This window comes from Pseudoflavonifractor sp. HCP28S3_F10 (assembly GCF_052065415.1).
GTDB lineage: Bacteria > Bacillota > Clostridia > Oscillospirales > Oscillospiraceae > Pseudoflavonifractor_A.
In genome coordinates, this window is the sequence record NZ_JBQHUB010000002.1 from 20,268 (window position 1) to 33,355 (window position 13,088).

A 13,088-nucleotide genomic window follows, 5' to 3' on the forward strand; every position below is an offset into this window, starting at 1 on the left:
TGAGTAAGCTGCATGCATAAAAGGGAGGTCTTTTAATGGAAACGAGTAAAGTACGTCGAATTGGAGTATTCACCAGTGGTGGCGACGCACCCGGCATGAATGCCGCCATCCGTTCAGTGGTCCGGACTGCACTCCATATGGGGATCGAATGTGTGGGCATCCGCCGTGGCTATCATGGCCTGATCAACTGTGATGTGCTTCCTCTCACCTTTGAAAGCGTGAGCGGATTGTCCCGCCGTGGCGGAACCATGCTTTACTCGGCCCGCAGTGAGGAGTTCAAGGTCCCGGAGGGCCGCCAGAAGGCAGTGGCTACCTGTAAGCTGCTGGGTCTGGACGGACTGGTAGGCATCGGTGGAGACGGTACCTTCCGCGGCCTGCTGGAGCTGTCCCAGATGGGCATCTCCGTGGTTGGTATCCCCGGTACCATCGACAATGATATCTCCTGCTCCGAGTATACCATAGGCTTCGATACTGCCTGCAATACGGCGCTGGATTCCATCGACAAGCTGCGGGACACCATGCAGTCCCATGAGCGCTGCTCTGTGGTGGAGGTCATGGGCCGCCACGCGGGCCATCTGGCCATGTATGTGGGCGTGGCGTCGGGCGCCACCGCGGTGGTCGTCCCGGAGCAGGAGCTGGACTACGAGGCTGACATCATCGAGCCCATCCGCCGGGCCCGCCTGGGCGGCCGGACCCACTTCATGGTCATTGTGGCCGAGGGCGTGGAGGGCGGCGCCTACGGCGTGGCGGAGCGGATCCGCAGCGCCACCGCGCTGGACACCCGTGTTACCATTCTGGGACACGTGCAGCGGGGCGGCAGTCCCTCCTCCCGGGATCGGGTCACCGCCACCTACATGGGCTACGAGGCAGTCAAGCTCCTGGCTGCCGGCAAGAGCAACCGTGTGGTCTGCTTCCAGGATGACCGCTATGTGGACTTCGACATCGGCGAGGCCCTGGCCATGAAGAAGAGCCTGGACCCCCAGACCTACGACGTGATGCGGGCGCTCACCGGCGTGGAGCAGCACAGACTGTAAGAGGCCATCTGCCCTGCTGCAAAAGAATTCCCCCGGTCCGGCAATGTGCCGGACCGGGGGAATTTTACTTCATGGCATCAGACCTTGAGGGCGGTCTCTTTGGCGTTGAGGGCGTCGGCGTAGCGCTCCAGCACGGGCTGGACATAGCCGGTCAGAAAGTCGGTGACCTGCTCCGGACAGCGGCCGATATAGCGGCTGGGCTCCAGATGGGCAGTCAGCTCCTCCCTGCTCATGCCGAACATGGGGTCGGCGGCGATCAGGTCGATCAGGTTGTTGGGCAGGCCCAGATCCTTCACATTGCGGCCGGCCTCCAGGGAATGGACGCGGATGCGCTCATGGAGTTCCTGACGGTTGCCGCCCCGCTTGACGGCGTCCATCATGATGTTCTCGCTGGCCATGAAGGGCAGCTCCTCCATCACATGCTTTTCAATGACCTTCTCATGCACCACCAGGTTGGAGGCCACGTTGGTGTAGATGTTCAGGATGGCGTCCACAGCAAGGAAAGCCTCGGGCACCGAGATGCGCTTGTTCGCCGAATCATCCAGAGTACGCTCGAACCACTGGGTGGCCGAGGTGATGGCGGGGTTGGCGGCATCAGCGATGACATAGCGGGCCAGAGAGCAGATGCGCTCGCACCGCATGGGGTTGCGCTTATAGGGCATGGCGGAGGAACCGATCTGGTTCTTCTCAAAAGGTTCCTCCACCTCCTTCAGGTGGCAGAGCAGGCGCATATCGGTGGCAAACTTGCTGGCCGACTGTGCAATGCCGGAAAGAGTGGAGAGCACGGCGGCGTCCACCTTGCGGGAGTAAGTCTGGCCGGACACAGGGGTCACGCCCTCGAAGCCCATCTCCCGGGCGATCCTGCGGTCCAGCTCCCGGCACTTCTCGTGGTCCCCCTCAAAGAGCTCCAGGAAGCTGGCCTGAGTGCCGGTGGTACCCTTGCAGCCCAGCAGCTTGAGGCTGGCAATACGGTACTCCACCTCGTCCAGATCCAGCAGCAGCTCATTCATCCAGAGGGTGGCGCGCTTCCCCACCGTTACCAGCTGGGCGGGCTGAAAGTGAGTGAAGCCCAGGGTAGGCAGGGCCTTGTAGGTGTCGGCGAAGCGGGCCAGATGCCCAAGCACCTGCACCAGCTTGTTCCGGACCAGCTCCAGCCCCTCCCGCATGAGGATGATATCGGTGTTGTCGCCCACATAGCAGCTGGTGGCGCCCAGATGAATGATGGGCATGGCCTTGGGGCAGACGGTGCCGAAGGTGTGAATGTGGGCCATGACATCGTGGCGGAGCTGGCGCTCCTTTTCGGCGGCCAGCTCGTAGTCGATATCGTCGATGTGGGCCTCCATCTCGTCGATCTGTTCCTGGGTCACCGGCAGGCCCAGCTCCATCTCGGCCCGGGCCAGGGCGATCCACAGCCGGCGCCAGGTGGAGAACTTTTTGTCGGGAGAAAAGATGTACTGCATCTCATCGCTGGCATAACGGGAGGACAGAGGACTCTCGTATACATTCTTGCTCATTGGGCAAACCCCTCTTTATCTCAAAAGTGTCGGCTAAAATGATATCACAAAAAAGAGGCGTGTACAAGACACGCCTCTTTTTTATCTCGAAAATTAACCCTGCAGGAACTTCTCCAGGCGGTCCAGACCCTCTTTGATGTTCTCCATAGAGGTGGCGTAGGACCAGCGGACGAAGTTGGGGGCACCGAAACCGGAGCCGGGGACCACAGCCACCAGGCCCTTCTTCAGGAAAGCGTCGGCAAACACGTCGTCATTGGTGATCTCCACGCCCTGGATGGTCTTGCCGATGAGCTGCTCCAGGTTCATCATCACGTAGAAAGCGCCCTCGGGCTTGATGCAGCTGACGCCAGGGATGGAATTCATCCGCTCCACGATGTAGTTGCGGCGCTCCTCGAAGGCCTTGCGCATCTCCTCGATCTTGTCCTGGGGCGCGGTGAGGGCGAAAGCGGAGGCTTTCTGGGAGATAGCGCAGGCGGAACCGGTGGAGTGGCTGACATAGTTGGCCATGACCTTGGCGATCCTGTCATTGGCGCAGGCGTAGCCGATGCGCCAGCCGGTCATGGCGTAGGACTTGGAGACGCCGTTGATGAGGATGGTCAGGTCCTTCACCTCGGGGCTGAGGGACGGGAAGCTGGTGAACTTCTGTCCGTCATAAACAAGGCCGTAATAGATCTCGTCGCAGACCACATAGATGTCATTCTTGACGCACACATCGGCGATGGCGCGGAGCTCGGCCTCGTTGTACATCATGCCGGTGGGGTTGGAGGGGTTGTTGAGGATGATGGCCTTGGTCTTGGGGGTGATGGCGGCAGCGAGCTTCTCGGCGGTGAGCTTAAAGTGCTCAGCCTCGGTGGCGGTGACCACCACGGGCACGCCGCCCATGATCTTGATGAGCTCGATGTAGCTGACCCAGTAAGGGGCGGGCAGGATGACTTCGTCACCGGGATTGACCAGCGCGCGGAGCGCCAGATACACGGCGTGCTTGGCGCCGCTGGTGGCTACCACCTGGTTGGGCTTGTACTCCACGCCGCAGTCGGCCTTCATGCGCTCACACACGGCCTTGCGCAGCTCTACCGTGCCGGCGGCGGGGGTGTAGCGGGTGATATTATTATCAATGGCGGAGATGCCTACCGCCTTAATCTCATCAGGGGTGCTGAAATCGGGCTCGCCGGCGCCAAAGCCGATGACGTCGACACCGTCAGCCTTCATCTGTTTGAACAGGGCGTCAATTGCCATAGTGGTGGAGGCCTGGACAGCCTCGGCGATTCTGGACAGCTCTTTCACAGTAGATCTCCTCCAAACGTGAACTCAGTGTAGTCATCATTATATGCGGTGAAAGCCAAAAATGCAAGTCTGATTCAAATGACTTTCAAAAATTTGCGCTTTTCAACAAGACCAGGCCGAATTTGTGCCCGAAAAAGAAAGCCTCCTGTGCTTTTTTCACAAAAACACAGGAGGCGTTTTTTGTATGACCTGCATCCCGGCGGGAGAGCGCGTGAAAACAGGGCGATCACCTTTTCTGCCGGGGGGCGGAATTCTTTTGGTAGATCAGATAGAGGCCGCTGAGCAGCAGATCAGCGTCATAGATGATGGGCCGCCGGCACTGGGCCAGCACCTCGGGGGCGGCGGCGCCGGTGGCCACTACTGTTTCTACAGGGCCGCAAGCCTCCTCGATCCGGCCGATCATGCCGTCCACCATGCTGGCGTTGCCGTACACCACGCCGGAGCGCATGGCATCCACCGTGTTGTGGCCCAGGATGGAGGCAGGCGGCTCGATGGAGATATGGGGCAGCGCGGCCGCCTCCCGGGAGAGCGCCTCCACCGCCAGGCGCACGCCGGGCATGATGATGCACCCCTCATAGAGGTTGTCCTGCAGCAGGGACATGGTGACGGCGGTCCCCATGTCGATGACGATCAGGGGCGAGGGGTACTTGCTGATGGCGGCCACCGAGAAGGCCACGATGTCGCTGCCCAGTTGGGCATGGAGGTCGGATTTGATGTTCAGGCCGGTCCTGACGCCGGGGCCCATCACCATGGGTTTGCAGCCGGTGACGAACTGCACCGCACCGCAGATGGCCGCAGTGACCGGGGGCACCACACTGGAGATGATGGTGCCGGTGACAGTACGGATATCCGCCTGGTGGAGCCGGAACACGTCCAGAAGCTGGATGGCCCAAAGGTCCTGGGTCGCGCTCTTGCAGGTGGGCAGGACAGAGCGGAAAGCCAGCTCTTCCCCGCCGAACAGTCCCACTGTGGTGCTGGAATTGCCTATGTCGATGGTCAGGACCATAGTTCCCACTTCCCTCTCCGTCCCGCTCCAATTAGCGAAGCTGTCTGGACTTGATTGTAACATCCTTCTTTTTCAAAGGCAAGTCCGGCGCGGGAGAAAAGAGAGCGCCGCCCCTCTGACAGGGCGGCGCTCTTTGGGTGCGGAACAGGATCAGCCCAGCAGCTTCTCGCAGATGAGCTTGCCCATCTCCACGGTGCCGATGGGAGTCACGCCGGGCTCGGCGATGTCGGCAGTGCGCCAGCCATCGGCCAGCACGCCGTCCACTGCGGCCTCGATGGCGTTTGCCTCATCAGCCAGGTGGAAGGAATAGCGCATCATCATGGCCACGGACAGGATGGTGGCAATGGGGTTGGCCTTGTCCTGGCCGGCGATGTCGGGAGCAGAGCCGTGGATGGGCTCGTACAGGCCGGGGGCGGTGTCGCCGATGGAGGCCGAGGGCAACAGGCCGATGGAGCCGGTGACCATGCTGGCCTCATCGGAGAGAATGTCGCCGAACATGTTCTCGGTGACCACCACGTCGAACTGGCCGGGGTCCCGGACCAGCTGCATGGCGCAGTTGTCCACCAGCACATCCTCGTAGGCCACGTCGGGGTACTCAGCGGCCAGGCGGTGCATCACAGAGCGCCACAGGCGGCTGGTCTCCAGCACGTTGGCCTTGTCCACGCTGGACACCTTCTTGCGGCGCAGACGGGCCAGCTCGAATGCCCGGCGGCCGATGCGCTCGATCTCCTGCTCGGAGTAAGCCATGCGGTCGGCGCACTCTACACCGCGGTCAGGGGTCTCGTACCGCTCCCGCTGGCCGAAGTAGATGCCGCCGGTAAGCTCCCGCACCATCATCAGGTCGATGCCCTTCTCGGCAGTCTCTTTCTTCAGGGGGCAGGCGTCGGCCATGGCAGGCCGGAGGGCGGCGGGGCGCAGGTTGGCGTAGAGGCCCAGGTCCTTGCGGATGGCCAGCAGCGCGGTCTCGGGCCGCTGCTCGGCGGGCTTGTCGGAGCCCCACTTGGGGCCGCCCACCGCGCCCAGGAGCACGGCGTCGCAGGCGCGGCACTTTTCGGCGGTGCCGTCGGGGTAGCTCTTCCCCACCGCGTCGGTGGCGCAGCCGCCCATGAGCACATCTTCATAGATAAAGGTATGGCCGAACTTCTTGCCCACGGCCTCCAGGACCTTGACGGCCTCCCCCACTACCTCGGGGCCAATGCCGTCTCCCTTGATGAGCGCGATCTTATAATTCATGATGACAGACCTCCCTTATTTCGCAACGCCCCGGGCCTTGAGGGACTTGAGCAGGCCGCCGTTGTCGATGATGCCGTTGACAAAGGCCGGGAAGGGCGCGGCCTGATACTGCTTGCCGGTGGTCTCATCCACGATGACGCCGGTCTGGAAATCCACGCTGACCTGGTCGCCGGCCTGGATCTCGGCAGCGGCCTGGGGGCACTCCATGATGGGGAAGCCGATGTTGATGGCGTTGCGGTAGAAGATGCGGGCGAAGGAGGCTGCGATGACGCACTTCACGCCGCAGGCCTTGATGGACAGGGGCGCGTGCTCCCGGGAGGAGCCGCAGCCGAAGTTGGCGCCGCCCACGATGATGTCGCCGGGCTCAACGGTGGAGGCGAAGGAGGCGTCGATATCCTCCATACAGTGGGAGGCCAGGGCCTTGGGATCGGGATTGTTCAGATGGCGGGCGGGGATGATCACGTCGGTATCCACGTTGTCGCCGTATTTATAGACCTTCATGGTTGTTTCCTTCCTTTCCGGCCGGCGGGCGGAGAATCTCCGTCCGCTGGCGATATTGGTGTGGGGCGGATCAGCCCATCAGGGACTGGGGGTTGGCCACGCAGCCGGCCACCGCGGAGGCCGCCGCCACGGCGGGGCTGGCCAGGATGATCTCGGAGCTGACGGGGCCCATGCGGCCCACGAAGTTCCGGTTGGTGGTGGAGATGGCCCGCTCACCGTCGGAGAGGACGCCCATGTGGCCGCCCAGGCAGGGGCCGCAGGTGGGGGTGGACACGGCGGCGCCCGCTTCGATGAAGATGTTGATGAGCCCCTCGGCCATGGCGTCCAGCATGATCTGCTGGGTGGCGGGGAACACGATGCAGCGCACGCCGGGGGCCACCTTTCGGCCCTTCAGGATCTCGGCGGCACGGCGCAGGTCGTCCAGCCGGCCGTTGGTGCAGGAGCCGATGACCACCTGCTGAATGGGGGTACCCGCCACCTCGTCCACGGTGCGGGTGTTGGAGGGCAGATGGGGCAGGGCCACGGTGGGCTTGAGCGCGCTCAGGTCGATGACCACCTCGCGGTCGTATACGGCGTCGGCATCGGGCTCCACGGCCTCCCAAGCCCGGGTAACGCGGCCGTCCAGATAGGCCCGGGTCTTGTCGTCCACAGGGAAAATACCGTTCTTGGCGCCCGCCTCGATGGCCATGTTGGCAATGGTGAAGCGGTCATCCATGGTCAGCTGGGCCACGCCCTCGCCGCCGAATTCCAGGGATTTATACAGCGCACCGTCCACGCCGATGGTACCGATCAGATGGAGCATCACGTCCTTGCCCGAGACATAGGGCTGGAGCTCGCCCTTCAGCGTGACCTTGATGGCGGAGGGCACCTTGAACCAGGAGAGGCCAGTGGCCATGCCGGCGGCCATGTCGGTGGAGCCCACGCCGGTGGAGAAGGCACCCAGTGCGCCGTAAGTACAGGTGTGGGAGTCGGCGCCGATGATGACCTCGCCGGGGGCGGCCAGGCCCTTCTCGGGGATTAGGGCATGCTCCACGCCCATCTGGCCCACGTCATAGAAGTTGGTGATGGAAAAGCGCTTGGCAAAGTCCCGGGCCTGGGAGCAGAGGCGGGCGGACTGGATGTCCTTGCAGGGAGTGGAGTGGTCCAGGATGATAGCGATCTTATCTTTGTCGAAGATCTCGGTCAGCCCGGCCTTGTCAAACTCAGTGATGGCCACAGGGGCGGTGATGTCGTTGCCCAGCACCAGATCCAGCCTGCCCTCGATGAGCTGGCCGGCCTCCACCCGGTCCAGGACGGCATGTTTGGCCAGGATTTTTTGGGTCATAGTCATTCCCATAGAAATGATCCCTCCATTTGTTCCGTTAGTGGCTCTATTATGACATTTACCTTGTCAAAAGAATGTAACATATGATACAATAATTTGAAAACAGCTACTTGTATGACGAGAAACACAGCTCAGGGAGGCGATACAATGAGTGAACACGGCGTATGGGCCCCGCTGGCGGAGGGACAGACTCCCCTGCTCTTTTCTCCGGGACAGATGATCTATCTTCAGGACACTGAGGCAGACCAGTTCTACTACATCCTGAAGGGCACCGTCAAGTGCTTCCTCAGCGCCGAGTCCGGCGAGGAGCGTATCCTGACCATGCACCAGGCCGGAGATCTGATCGGCGAGGCCGCCTTCTTCGACCGGCAGCCCCGGGTTTCCTCGGCGGTAGCGGTGACCCCCTGCTCCCTGGCGGCGGTGGACCGGCAGCGGCTCCAGGCGGTCTTTGCCGGTCATCCGGACCTGGCCATTGCCATGCTGGAGTATCTGGCCCGGACAGTGCGGCTCCTGTCCGGCCACGTGGACGGAAGCTTCCTACGGGCCGACCAGCGTGTGGCCCGGCATCTGCTCTCCCTCACTCCCCAACCCGACGGGACACTCTCCTGCACCCACGAGGAGATCGGCGCGTCGGTGGGGGTCAGCCGGGTGACGGTGAGCCGGGCGCTGAGTGAATTCGCCCGCCTGGGTTGGCTGGAGACCGGCTACCGCTCGGTGCGCCTGCTGGACCGGAGCGGATTGGAGCGGCTGGTGGCCGCCGGCGGCGAGGCCTGCGGGGACGGCAGATCCCTCTGAGGCAGTAAAAGGCCGAAAAACGGTCCTGTCGGAAGCGCATGAAGTGACCGGGAAAACCGCATACGGAGACACGATAAAAAGACGCAGCGGGGATCTCCCGCCGCGTCTTTTTATGATTTCCCTACAAATGAAATATCCGGCCAGATTCTTGATTTCAGGCATCGGTTACGGTTACAGTGTTGCGCTGAAATCCTTTCATATAGAGTTAGTAATGATTGGAAGGCAGTGCACGGAAGAGGAAGGTGACGATCTGGCCGCGGGTGCAGGCATCGTTTGGAGAGAAGGTGCTTTTGGATGTACCCGCGGTGATGCCAAGCTGGAGGGCCCATGCGACAGGCGCCTTCTGGTCGGAGTCGATATCAGCAAAGGGAATGCTGATCTCACATCTGGGGCTTCCATTGGCCTTCCACATGAAATCAACGGCCATCTGGCGGGTACAGGGGGCGTCCGGCTGGAAGTGGTTACCCTCAAACATTCCGTTTTCGGCAGCCCACTGGACAGCCATGTAGTAGTAGGCAGCGGCAGGCACATCGATGATCTCTGTTTCCTCCTTCGGGAGGGGACATCCAGCGGCGCGATAGAGGAAGGTAATGATTTGGCTGCGGGTACAGGTGTCATCAGGCGAGAAGGTCGAAGCGGACGTACCACTGGTGATCCCCTTGTCGACCGCCCACAGAACCGGCGTGCAGAAATAACTGCCGGCGGGGACATCAGTAAAGGGGTTAACGATATTCTTACCCAGGCCGACCCGCAAAAAGACACGGACGGGCGTGTAGGATGCGGCGCTGCCTGCGGGGGCAATCAGGGGAGTCTTTTCACAGTTGATCTCCAGACAGTACGCTCCGTCGGACAGCTTGACTGCGCCGTCAGCGGCTGTGAAGACCTGGGGGTTGCCTTCGTAGTCCTCCAGGTGGGTCCAGTCGACTGAGCCGTCGTCAGCAAAGTCGCGCCTGATCAGGCAGGCGGAGTAGGTGTAACGGTAATCACTGCCCACCAGGTCTTCAGCGACAGTCAGTGTAACGCCGGCATCGGCAGTGTAAAGAGAATAAGTGTCGGTAGAGTCGGTGCCGATAAAAGGAACAGTGTCTATCGTACTTACTTCGATTTTTCCGGTCAACCAGCCGCAGGCGGCGTTACTGTCGTCTGCCGTCAGGGTGCAGGTGCGTTCCTCTGACGCCGCGGCCGCCGATACCGGCAGCATTCCGATCATCATAATGCAGCACAGCAGCATGCCAAGCAACCGTTTTTTCATTTTAAATTCCTCTCCTTAAAGTGTTTAGGGTTTTAAGATCTGATTTGTCCCTCAGCCGGCATGTCCTCACCTCCCATCTGAGCTGAAGGGTCCATGCGAAAAAAATAATAGACTATCCGCGCATGCGAATAGTCTATCATACTTGAAATCGCTTTTTGGGAATCACGCCCCATCTTACCATGGTGAGATCAGCGTTTTGAAAACTGAAAGCGCAGCAGGAACAACACGCCCCGCACACACAGCTCGGCGCTCATGGCCAGCCAGGCGCCTGCCAGTCCCAGTGGTCCGATCAGCAGCATGGTCAGCGGCACCCGAACCAGCCAGAGGCTCCCCAGCACCAGCGTACTGGACGCCAGGGTGTCTCCCCGGCCCTGCAGGATGCCGGCGCACACCAGCTGCGTGCCGTACAGCAGTTCGGCAAAGGCCTCGATCCGAAGGATCTTCGTTCCAAGGAGGATCAGTTCCGGGTCCGGCGTCAGCATCCGCATGAGCTGCGGGGCCAACAGAAACAGTACCACGGACAGGGCGATGGTGACCGCGGCCGCAAAGCCGATCCCGGCCCACCCCATTTGTTTGGCGCGCGTTCGGTCCCCTGCGCCGATCTCACGTCCGGTGATGGCCGCCTGGGCCAGTCCGATGCCGTAGGCGGGCATATAACAAAAGCTCTCCGCCGTGATGGCCAGGGAGTGGGCCGCCATGGCCACATTTCCAAGAGGCGCGATCATGCCAACCACCGTTGTCTGGGCAAAGCGCATGACCACCTGTTCCAATGCGATGGGCGATCCAAGACGAAACGCCCGGCCCAGGACCTCCCGAAGTCCCGGGGCAAAAAAGAGCTCGCCCCGGCGCAGCTTCATACCAGGCTCCCGGGCCAGGAGCATATACAGCATCAGCAGCCCGGTTATGATCTCGGACAAGGCTGTTCCCAACGCGGCGCCCTCCACGCCCAGTCCCGCGCCGGGGACGGTCAGCGACAGCTGGAACCATTCCAACCGTCTGGTGGGAAAGATCAGCAGGAAGTTGAACAGAACATCCATCCCGTACATCCCGGCAGTCAGCATCCCCGGCACACGCATATTCCCGCTGCTTTGCAGCATCCCTGCCGCATAACCGTTCAGCTGAACAAAGGGCATAGAGATGGCATAGATCTGGAAATACCGGGCGGCAGACCCGTGTATGGACGCCTCCGCCCCCAGCCAGACCGGAAGGCGGCTGCTGAGCCACAAGCCACATAGTGCCATACACAGCCCGGCAACGGAACTGATGCAGAGGCCATGCCGCATAATGCCTCTGGCATGGTCATGCTCGCCCCCGCCGCTGGCCTGTGCGGCCTGCACAGTAAAGCCTGTTGTCAAAGCGGTGCAGAGCCCCCCAAACAGCCAGGTCACACTCGCCACAACACCCACAGCGGCCGCGGCATCAGCACCCAGATGCCCCAGCATGGCCGAGTCAATGTACTGCATGACCACCGATGAGACCTGCGCCCACATGGATGGCAGAGAGAGTTTTACCACCAGCCTGAACAGCCCGCGCTTACTTGTATTGCCGCAATTGCTCATAGACATCTTTCTCAAAACAGCTGAAATTCTGCTCCTTCGCCTTTTGAAACCAAGCGGAGGCCAACCTCTGCTGCCTGATTTTCTCCTCCTCTGTGTCCGCCGCCGCACTGTCGGACAGCGCCAGTTTGCCCAGGGCAACGCTCGCCCTGGCGCTCCCTTCATACGAGGACTTTTCCAGATAACGGCGGTATTTCTTTTCGTCCGGACGGAGGCCGTCTGCTTCGTAGAAGTATCGGGCCAGATGATAAGACGCGTTGGGATAATTCATTCCGGCCGCCTGTTCCAGCATCTCGGCCGCCTCCTCTATGTACCCCAGCCGCAGGTCCAGCATGGCAAGCTGGTCCATGGCAAACACATTGCCCATGGATACAGCCTTTTTCCATCTGGCCCGGGCAGTCTGTTCCCCGGTCAGGCCGGCCTCTGCCAGTGCCCGCTCCCTATATGGTCCGTAGGCAGGATCATCCAGGAACTGCGCCGCTTTGATGGGGCCCCAAAACGAGCCCATCCGCTCCGCCTGGTCAAAATAGCCGATGGCGGCGGCCAGCTCCCTTACGATCTCTTCAGAGCGGCCTTCAGTGCCGGACTGCTTCAGCAGACGATCTGCCCGCAGCAGCGCCAGGTCCCCCAGGCCGCTCACGGCGTGATGGAACTTCTGTGCCGCCGCCATCCGGTAATACCGCTCTGACTCCTCCATGCGCTGCTCCGCATCCAGCTCTCCGGTCTCGCCGTGAAGGAGCATATAACCGTAGGAGTACAGGGCGGGCGCGTAAGGCGGCTGGCTGGACGCCGCCTGCTTGAAGTAATATGCCGCCTGCTCCAGATTGCGTTCCACCACATATTTTCCGCTGGGGCCGCCGCTCTCGTTTTTCACGACGAATTCCATGCCAACATAATAGAATCCTGCCAGATTGCTGGACGCGATCACATTTTGACCGGCCATACGCCGCAGGGCAAAAAAGAAATCGATACTGGTGGCCTCATAGCAGTCACAAGTGAGGTAGTATTCCTCGATCTGCCTTTTCATATTGACCTTTCCAAAGGCCGTTTTCTGCTTGGGATGCTCGGGACTGTGCCGCTCCCCCAGATGGGCCTGCACGATTTCATACAGAATGGACGCCAGCAGAACATGGTCCGCCGTTTCCGCCTGCAGCAGGATCCCTGACACATCGGAAAGCTCCCCTTTCAGGCGAAGGAACAGCTCCTCCTGATCGGTCCCACGATGGCTTGCGCTGTATCGGATCACCGCCGCAAGGCGCTTGCAGATATTCGTTTTATGCTCCGCCTGCGCGTAGTGGACACAGTGAAATTTGGGAATGCCCATACCCGGGTCGTCATTGATATGCTTTCCGATGTTGCTGGAGCTGTTATCCAGCCCTCTTCTGAAAAATAACTCGATGTCCTGCCTTTTGCGATTCCTCGACCCATCACACTCTGCTGTCTCCATGTACTCTATGAGTTCCTCCGGAAATGTCTTTGGATTTGTCATACCGAAGATCGCATTATAAAAATAGACCTGATTATCAAACAGTTGATTGCCCTTTCCGGACAGAATTTTTTGCAGTCTTCTCAAAATGGTCTCTTTCTGA

General features: G+C 60.8%; 11 protein-coding genes. 2 read left to right on the plus strand and 9 right to left on the minus strand.

The window, feature by feature from the left end:
• Window positions 1–35 precede the first annotated feature (35 nt).
• Complete coding sequence (pfkA, locus tag ACTNBZ_RS01685) at window positions 36–1,034, plus strand: 6-phosphofructokinase (protein ID WP_441207910.1); 999 nt, start codon at window positions 36–38, stop codon at window positions 1,032–1,034.
• 77 nt (window positions 1,035–1,111) lie between these two features.
• On the opposite strand, the gene purB is transcribed toward pfkA, so the two are convergent.
• From purB to leuC, 6 genes are all read right to left on the minus strand, one after another.
• The gene (purB, locus tag ACTNBZ_RS01690) at window positions 1,112–2,548 is read right to left on the minus strand and encodes an adenylosuccinate lyase (protein WP_441207911.1); all 1,437 of its coding nucleotides are present in this window, start codon (window positions 2,546–2,548) and stop codon (window positions 1,112–1,114) included.
• A 93-nt stretch (window positions 2,549–2,641) separates the two neighbouring features.
• Window positions 2,642–3,832, minus strand: coding sequence for a pyridoxal phosphate-dependent aminotransferase (locus ACTNBZ_RS01695; protein ID WP_441207912.1), 1,191 nt, complete (start codon window positions 3,830–3,832; stop codon window positions 2,642–2,644).
• 226 nt (window positions 3,833–4,058) lie between these two features.
• Window positions 4,059–4,838, minus strand: coding sequence for a type III pantothenate kinase (locus ACTNBZ_RS01700; RefSeq protein ID WP_441207913.1), 780 nt, complete (start codon window positions 4,836–4,838; stop codon window positions 4,059–4,061).
• A gap of 150 nt (window positions 4,839–4,988) precedes the next feature.
• Complete coding sequence (leuB, locus tag ACTNBZ_RS01705) at window positions 4,989–6,071, minus strand: 3-isopropylmalate dehydrogenase (protein ID WP_441207914.1); 1,083 nt, start codon at window positions 6,069–6,071, stop codon at window positions 4,989–4,991.
• Between the two features lie 15 nt (window positions 6,072–6,086).
• Window positions 6,087–6,572: a 3-isopropylmalate dehydratase small subunit gene (locus tag ACTNBZ_RS01710; protein ID WP_441207915.1), complete on the minus strand. Its 486-nt coding sequence runs from the start codon at window positions 6,570–6,572 to the stop codon at window positions 6,087–6,089.
• A gap of 70 nt (window positions 6,573–6,642) precedes the next feature.
• Entirely contained in the window at window positions 6,643–7,908 is a 1,266-nt protein-coding gene (leuC, locus tag ACTNBZ_RS01715; RefSeq protein ID WP_441207916.1) for a 3-isopropylmalate dehydratase large subunit, read from the minus strand.
• A gap of 135 nt (window positions 7,909–8,043) precedes the next feature.
• Between leuC and ACTNBZ_RS01720 the strand changes: the two genes are divergently transcribed.
• Window positions 8,044–8,691: a Crp/Fnr family transcriptional regulator gene (locus tag ACTNBZ_RS01720; protein ID WP_441207917.1), complete on the plus strand. Its 648-nt coding sequence runs from the start codon at window positions 8,044–8,046 to the stop codon at window positions 8,689–8,691.
• A gap of 205 nt (window positions 8,692–8,896) precedes the next feature.
• Here the strand turns inward: ACTNBZ_RS01720 and ACTNBZ_RS01725 are convergent, their stop codons facing one another.
• From ACTNBZ_RS01725 to ACTNBZ_RS01735, 3 genes are all read right to left on the minus strand, one after another.
• Window positions 8,897–9,943: an S-layer homology domain-containing protein gene (locus tag ACTNBZ_RS01725; protein ID WP_441207918.1), complete on the minus strand. Its 1,047-nt coding sequence runs from the start codon at window positions 9,941–9,943 to the stop codon at window positions 8,897–8,899.
• Window positions 9,944–10,131: 188 nt separating this feature from the next.
• A complete protein-coding gene (locus ACTNBZ_RS01730; RefSeq protein WP_441207919.1) occupies window positions 10,132–11,502 on the minus strand; it encodes an MATE family efflux transporter in 1,371 nt (456 codons plus the stop codon).
• The gene (locus ACTNBZ_RS01735; RefSeq protein ID WP_441207920.1) at window positions 11,477–12,823 is read right to left on the minus strand and encodes a hypothetical protein; all 1,347 of its coding nucleotides are present in this window, start codon (window positions 12,821–12,823) and stop codon (window positions 11,477–11,479) included. The genes ACTNBZ_RS01730 and ACTNBZ_RS01735 overlap by 26 nt, the downstream gene beginning before the upstream one ends.
• Window positions 12,824–13,088 lie beyond the last annotated feature (265 nt).

Bases quoted from the DNA above. Each gene is read 5' to 3' on its own strand.
- pfkA (WP_441207910.1), top strand. From the start codon at position 36: ATGGAAACGAGTAAAGTACGTCGAATTGGAGTATTCACCAGTGGTGGC.
- purB (WP_441207911.1), bottom strand. From the start codon at position 2,548: ATGAGCAAGAATGTATACGAGAGTCCTCTGTCCTCCCGTTATGCCAGC.
- ACTNBZ_RS01700 (WP_441207913.1), bottom strand. From the start codon at position 4,838: ATGGTCCTGACCATCGACATAGGCAATTCCAGCACCACAGTGGGACTG.
- leuB (WP_441207914.1), bottom strand. From the start codon at position 6,071: ATGAATTATAAGATCGCGCTCATCAAGGGAGACGGCATTGGCCCCGAG.
- ACTNBZ_RS01710 (WP_441207915.1), bottom strand. From the start codon at position 6,572: ATGAAGGTCTATAAATACGGCGACAACGTGGATACCGACGTGATCATC.
- leuC (WP_441207916.1), bottom strand. From the start codon at position 7,908: ATGGGAATGACTATGACCCAAAAAATCCTGGCCAAACATGCCGTCCTG.
- ACTNBZ_RS01720 (WP_441207917.1), top strand. From the start codon at position 8,044: ATGAGTGAACACGGCGTATGGGCCCCGCTGGCGGAGGGACAGACTCCC.
- ACTNBZ_RS01725 (WP_441207918.1), bottom strand. From the start codon at position 9,943: ATGAAAAAACGGTTGCTTGGCATGCTGCTGTGCTGCATTATGATGATC.
- ACTNBZ_RS01730 (WP_441207919.1), bottom strand. From the start codon at position 11,502: ATGAGCAATTGCGGCAATACAAGTAAGCGCGGGCTGTTCAGGCTGGTG.
- ACTNBZ_RS01735 (WP_441207920.1), bottom strand. From the start codon at position 12,823: ATGGGCATTCCCAAATTTCACTGTGTCCACTACGCGCAGGCGGAGCAT.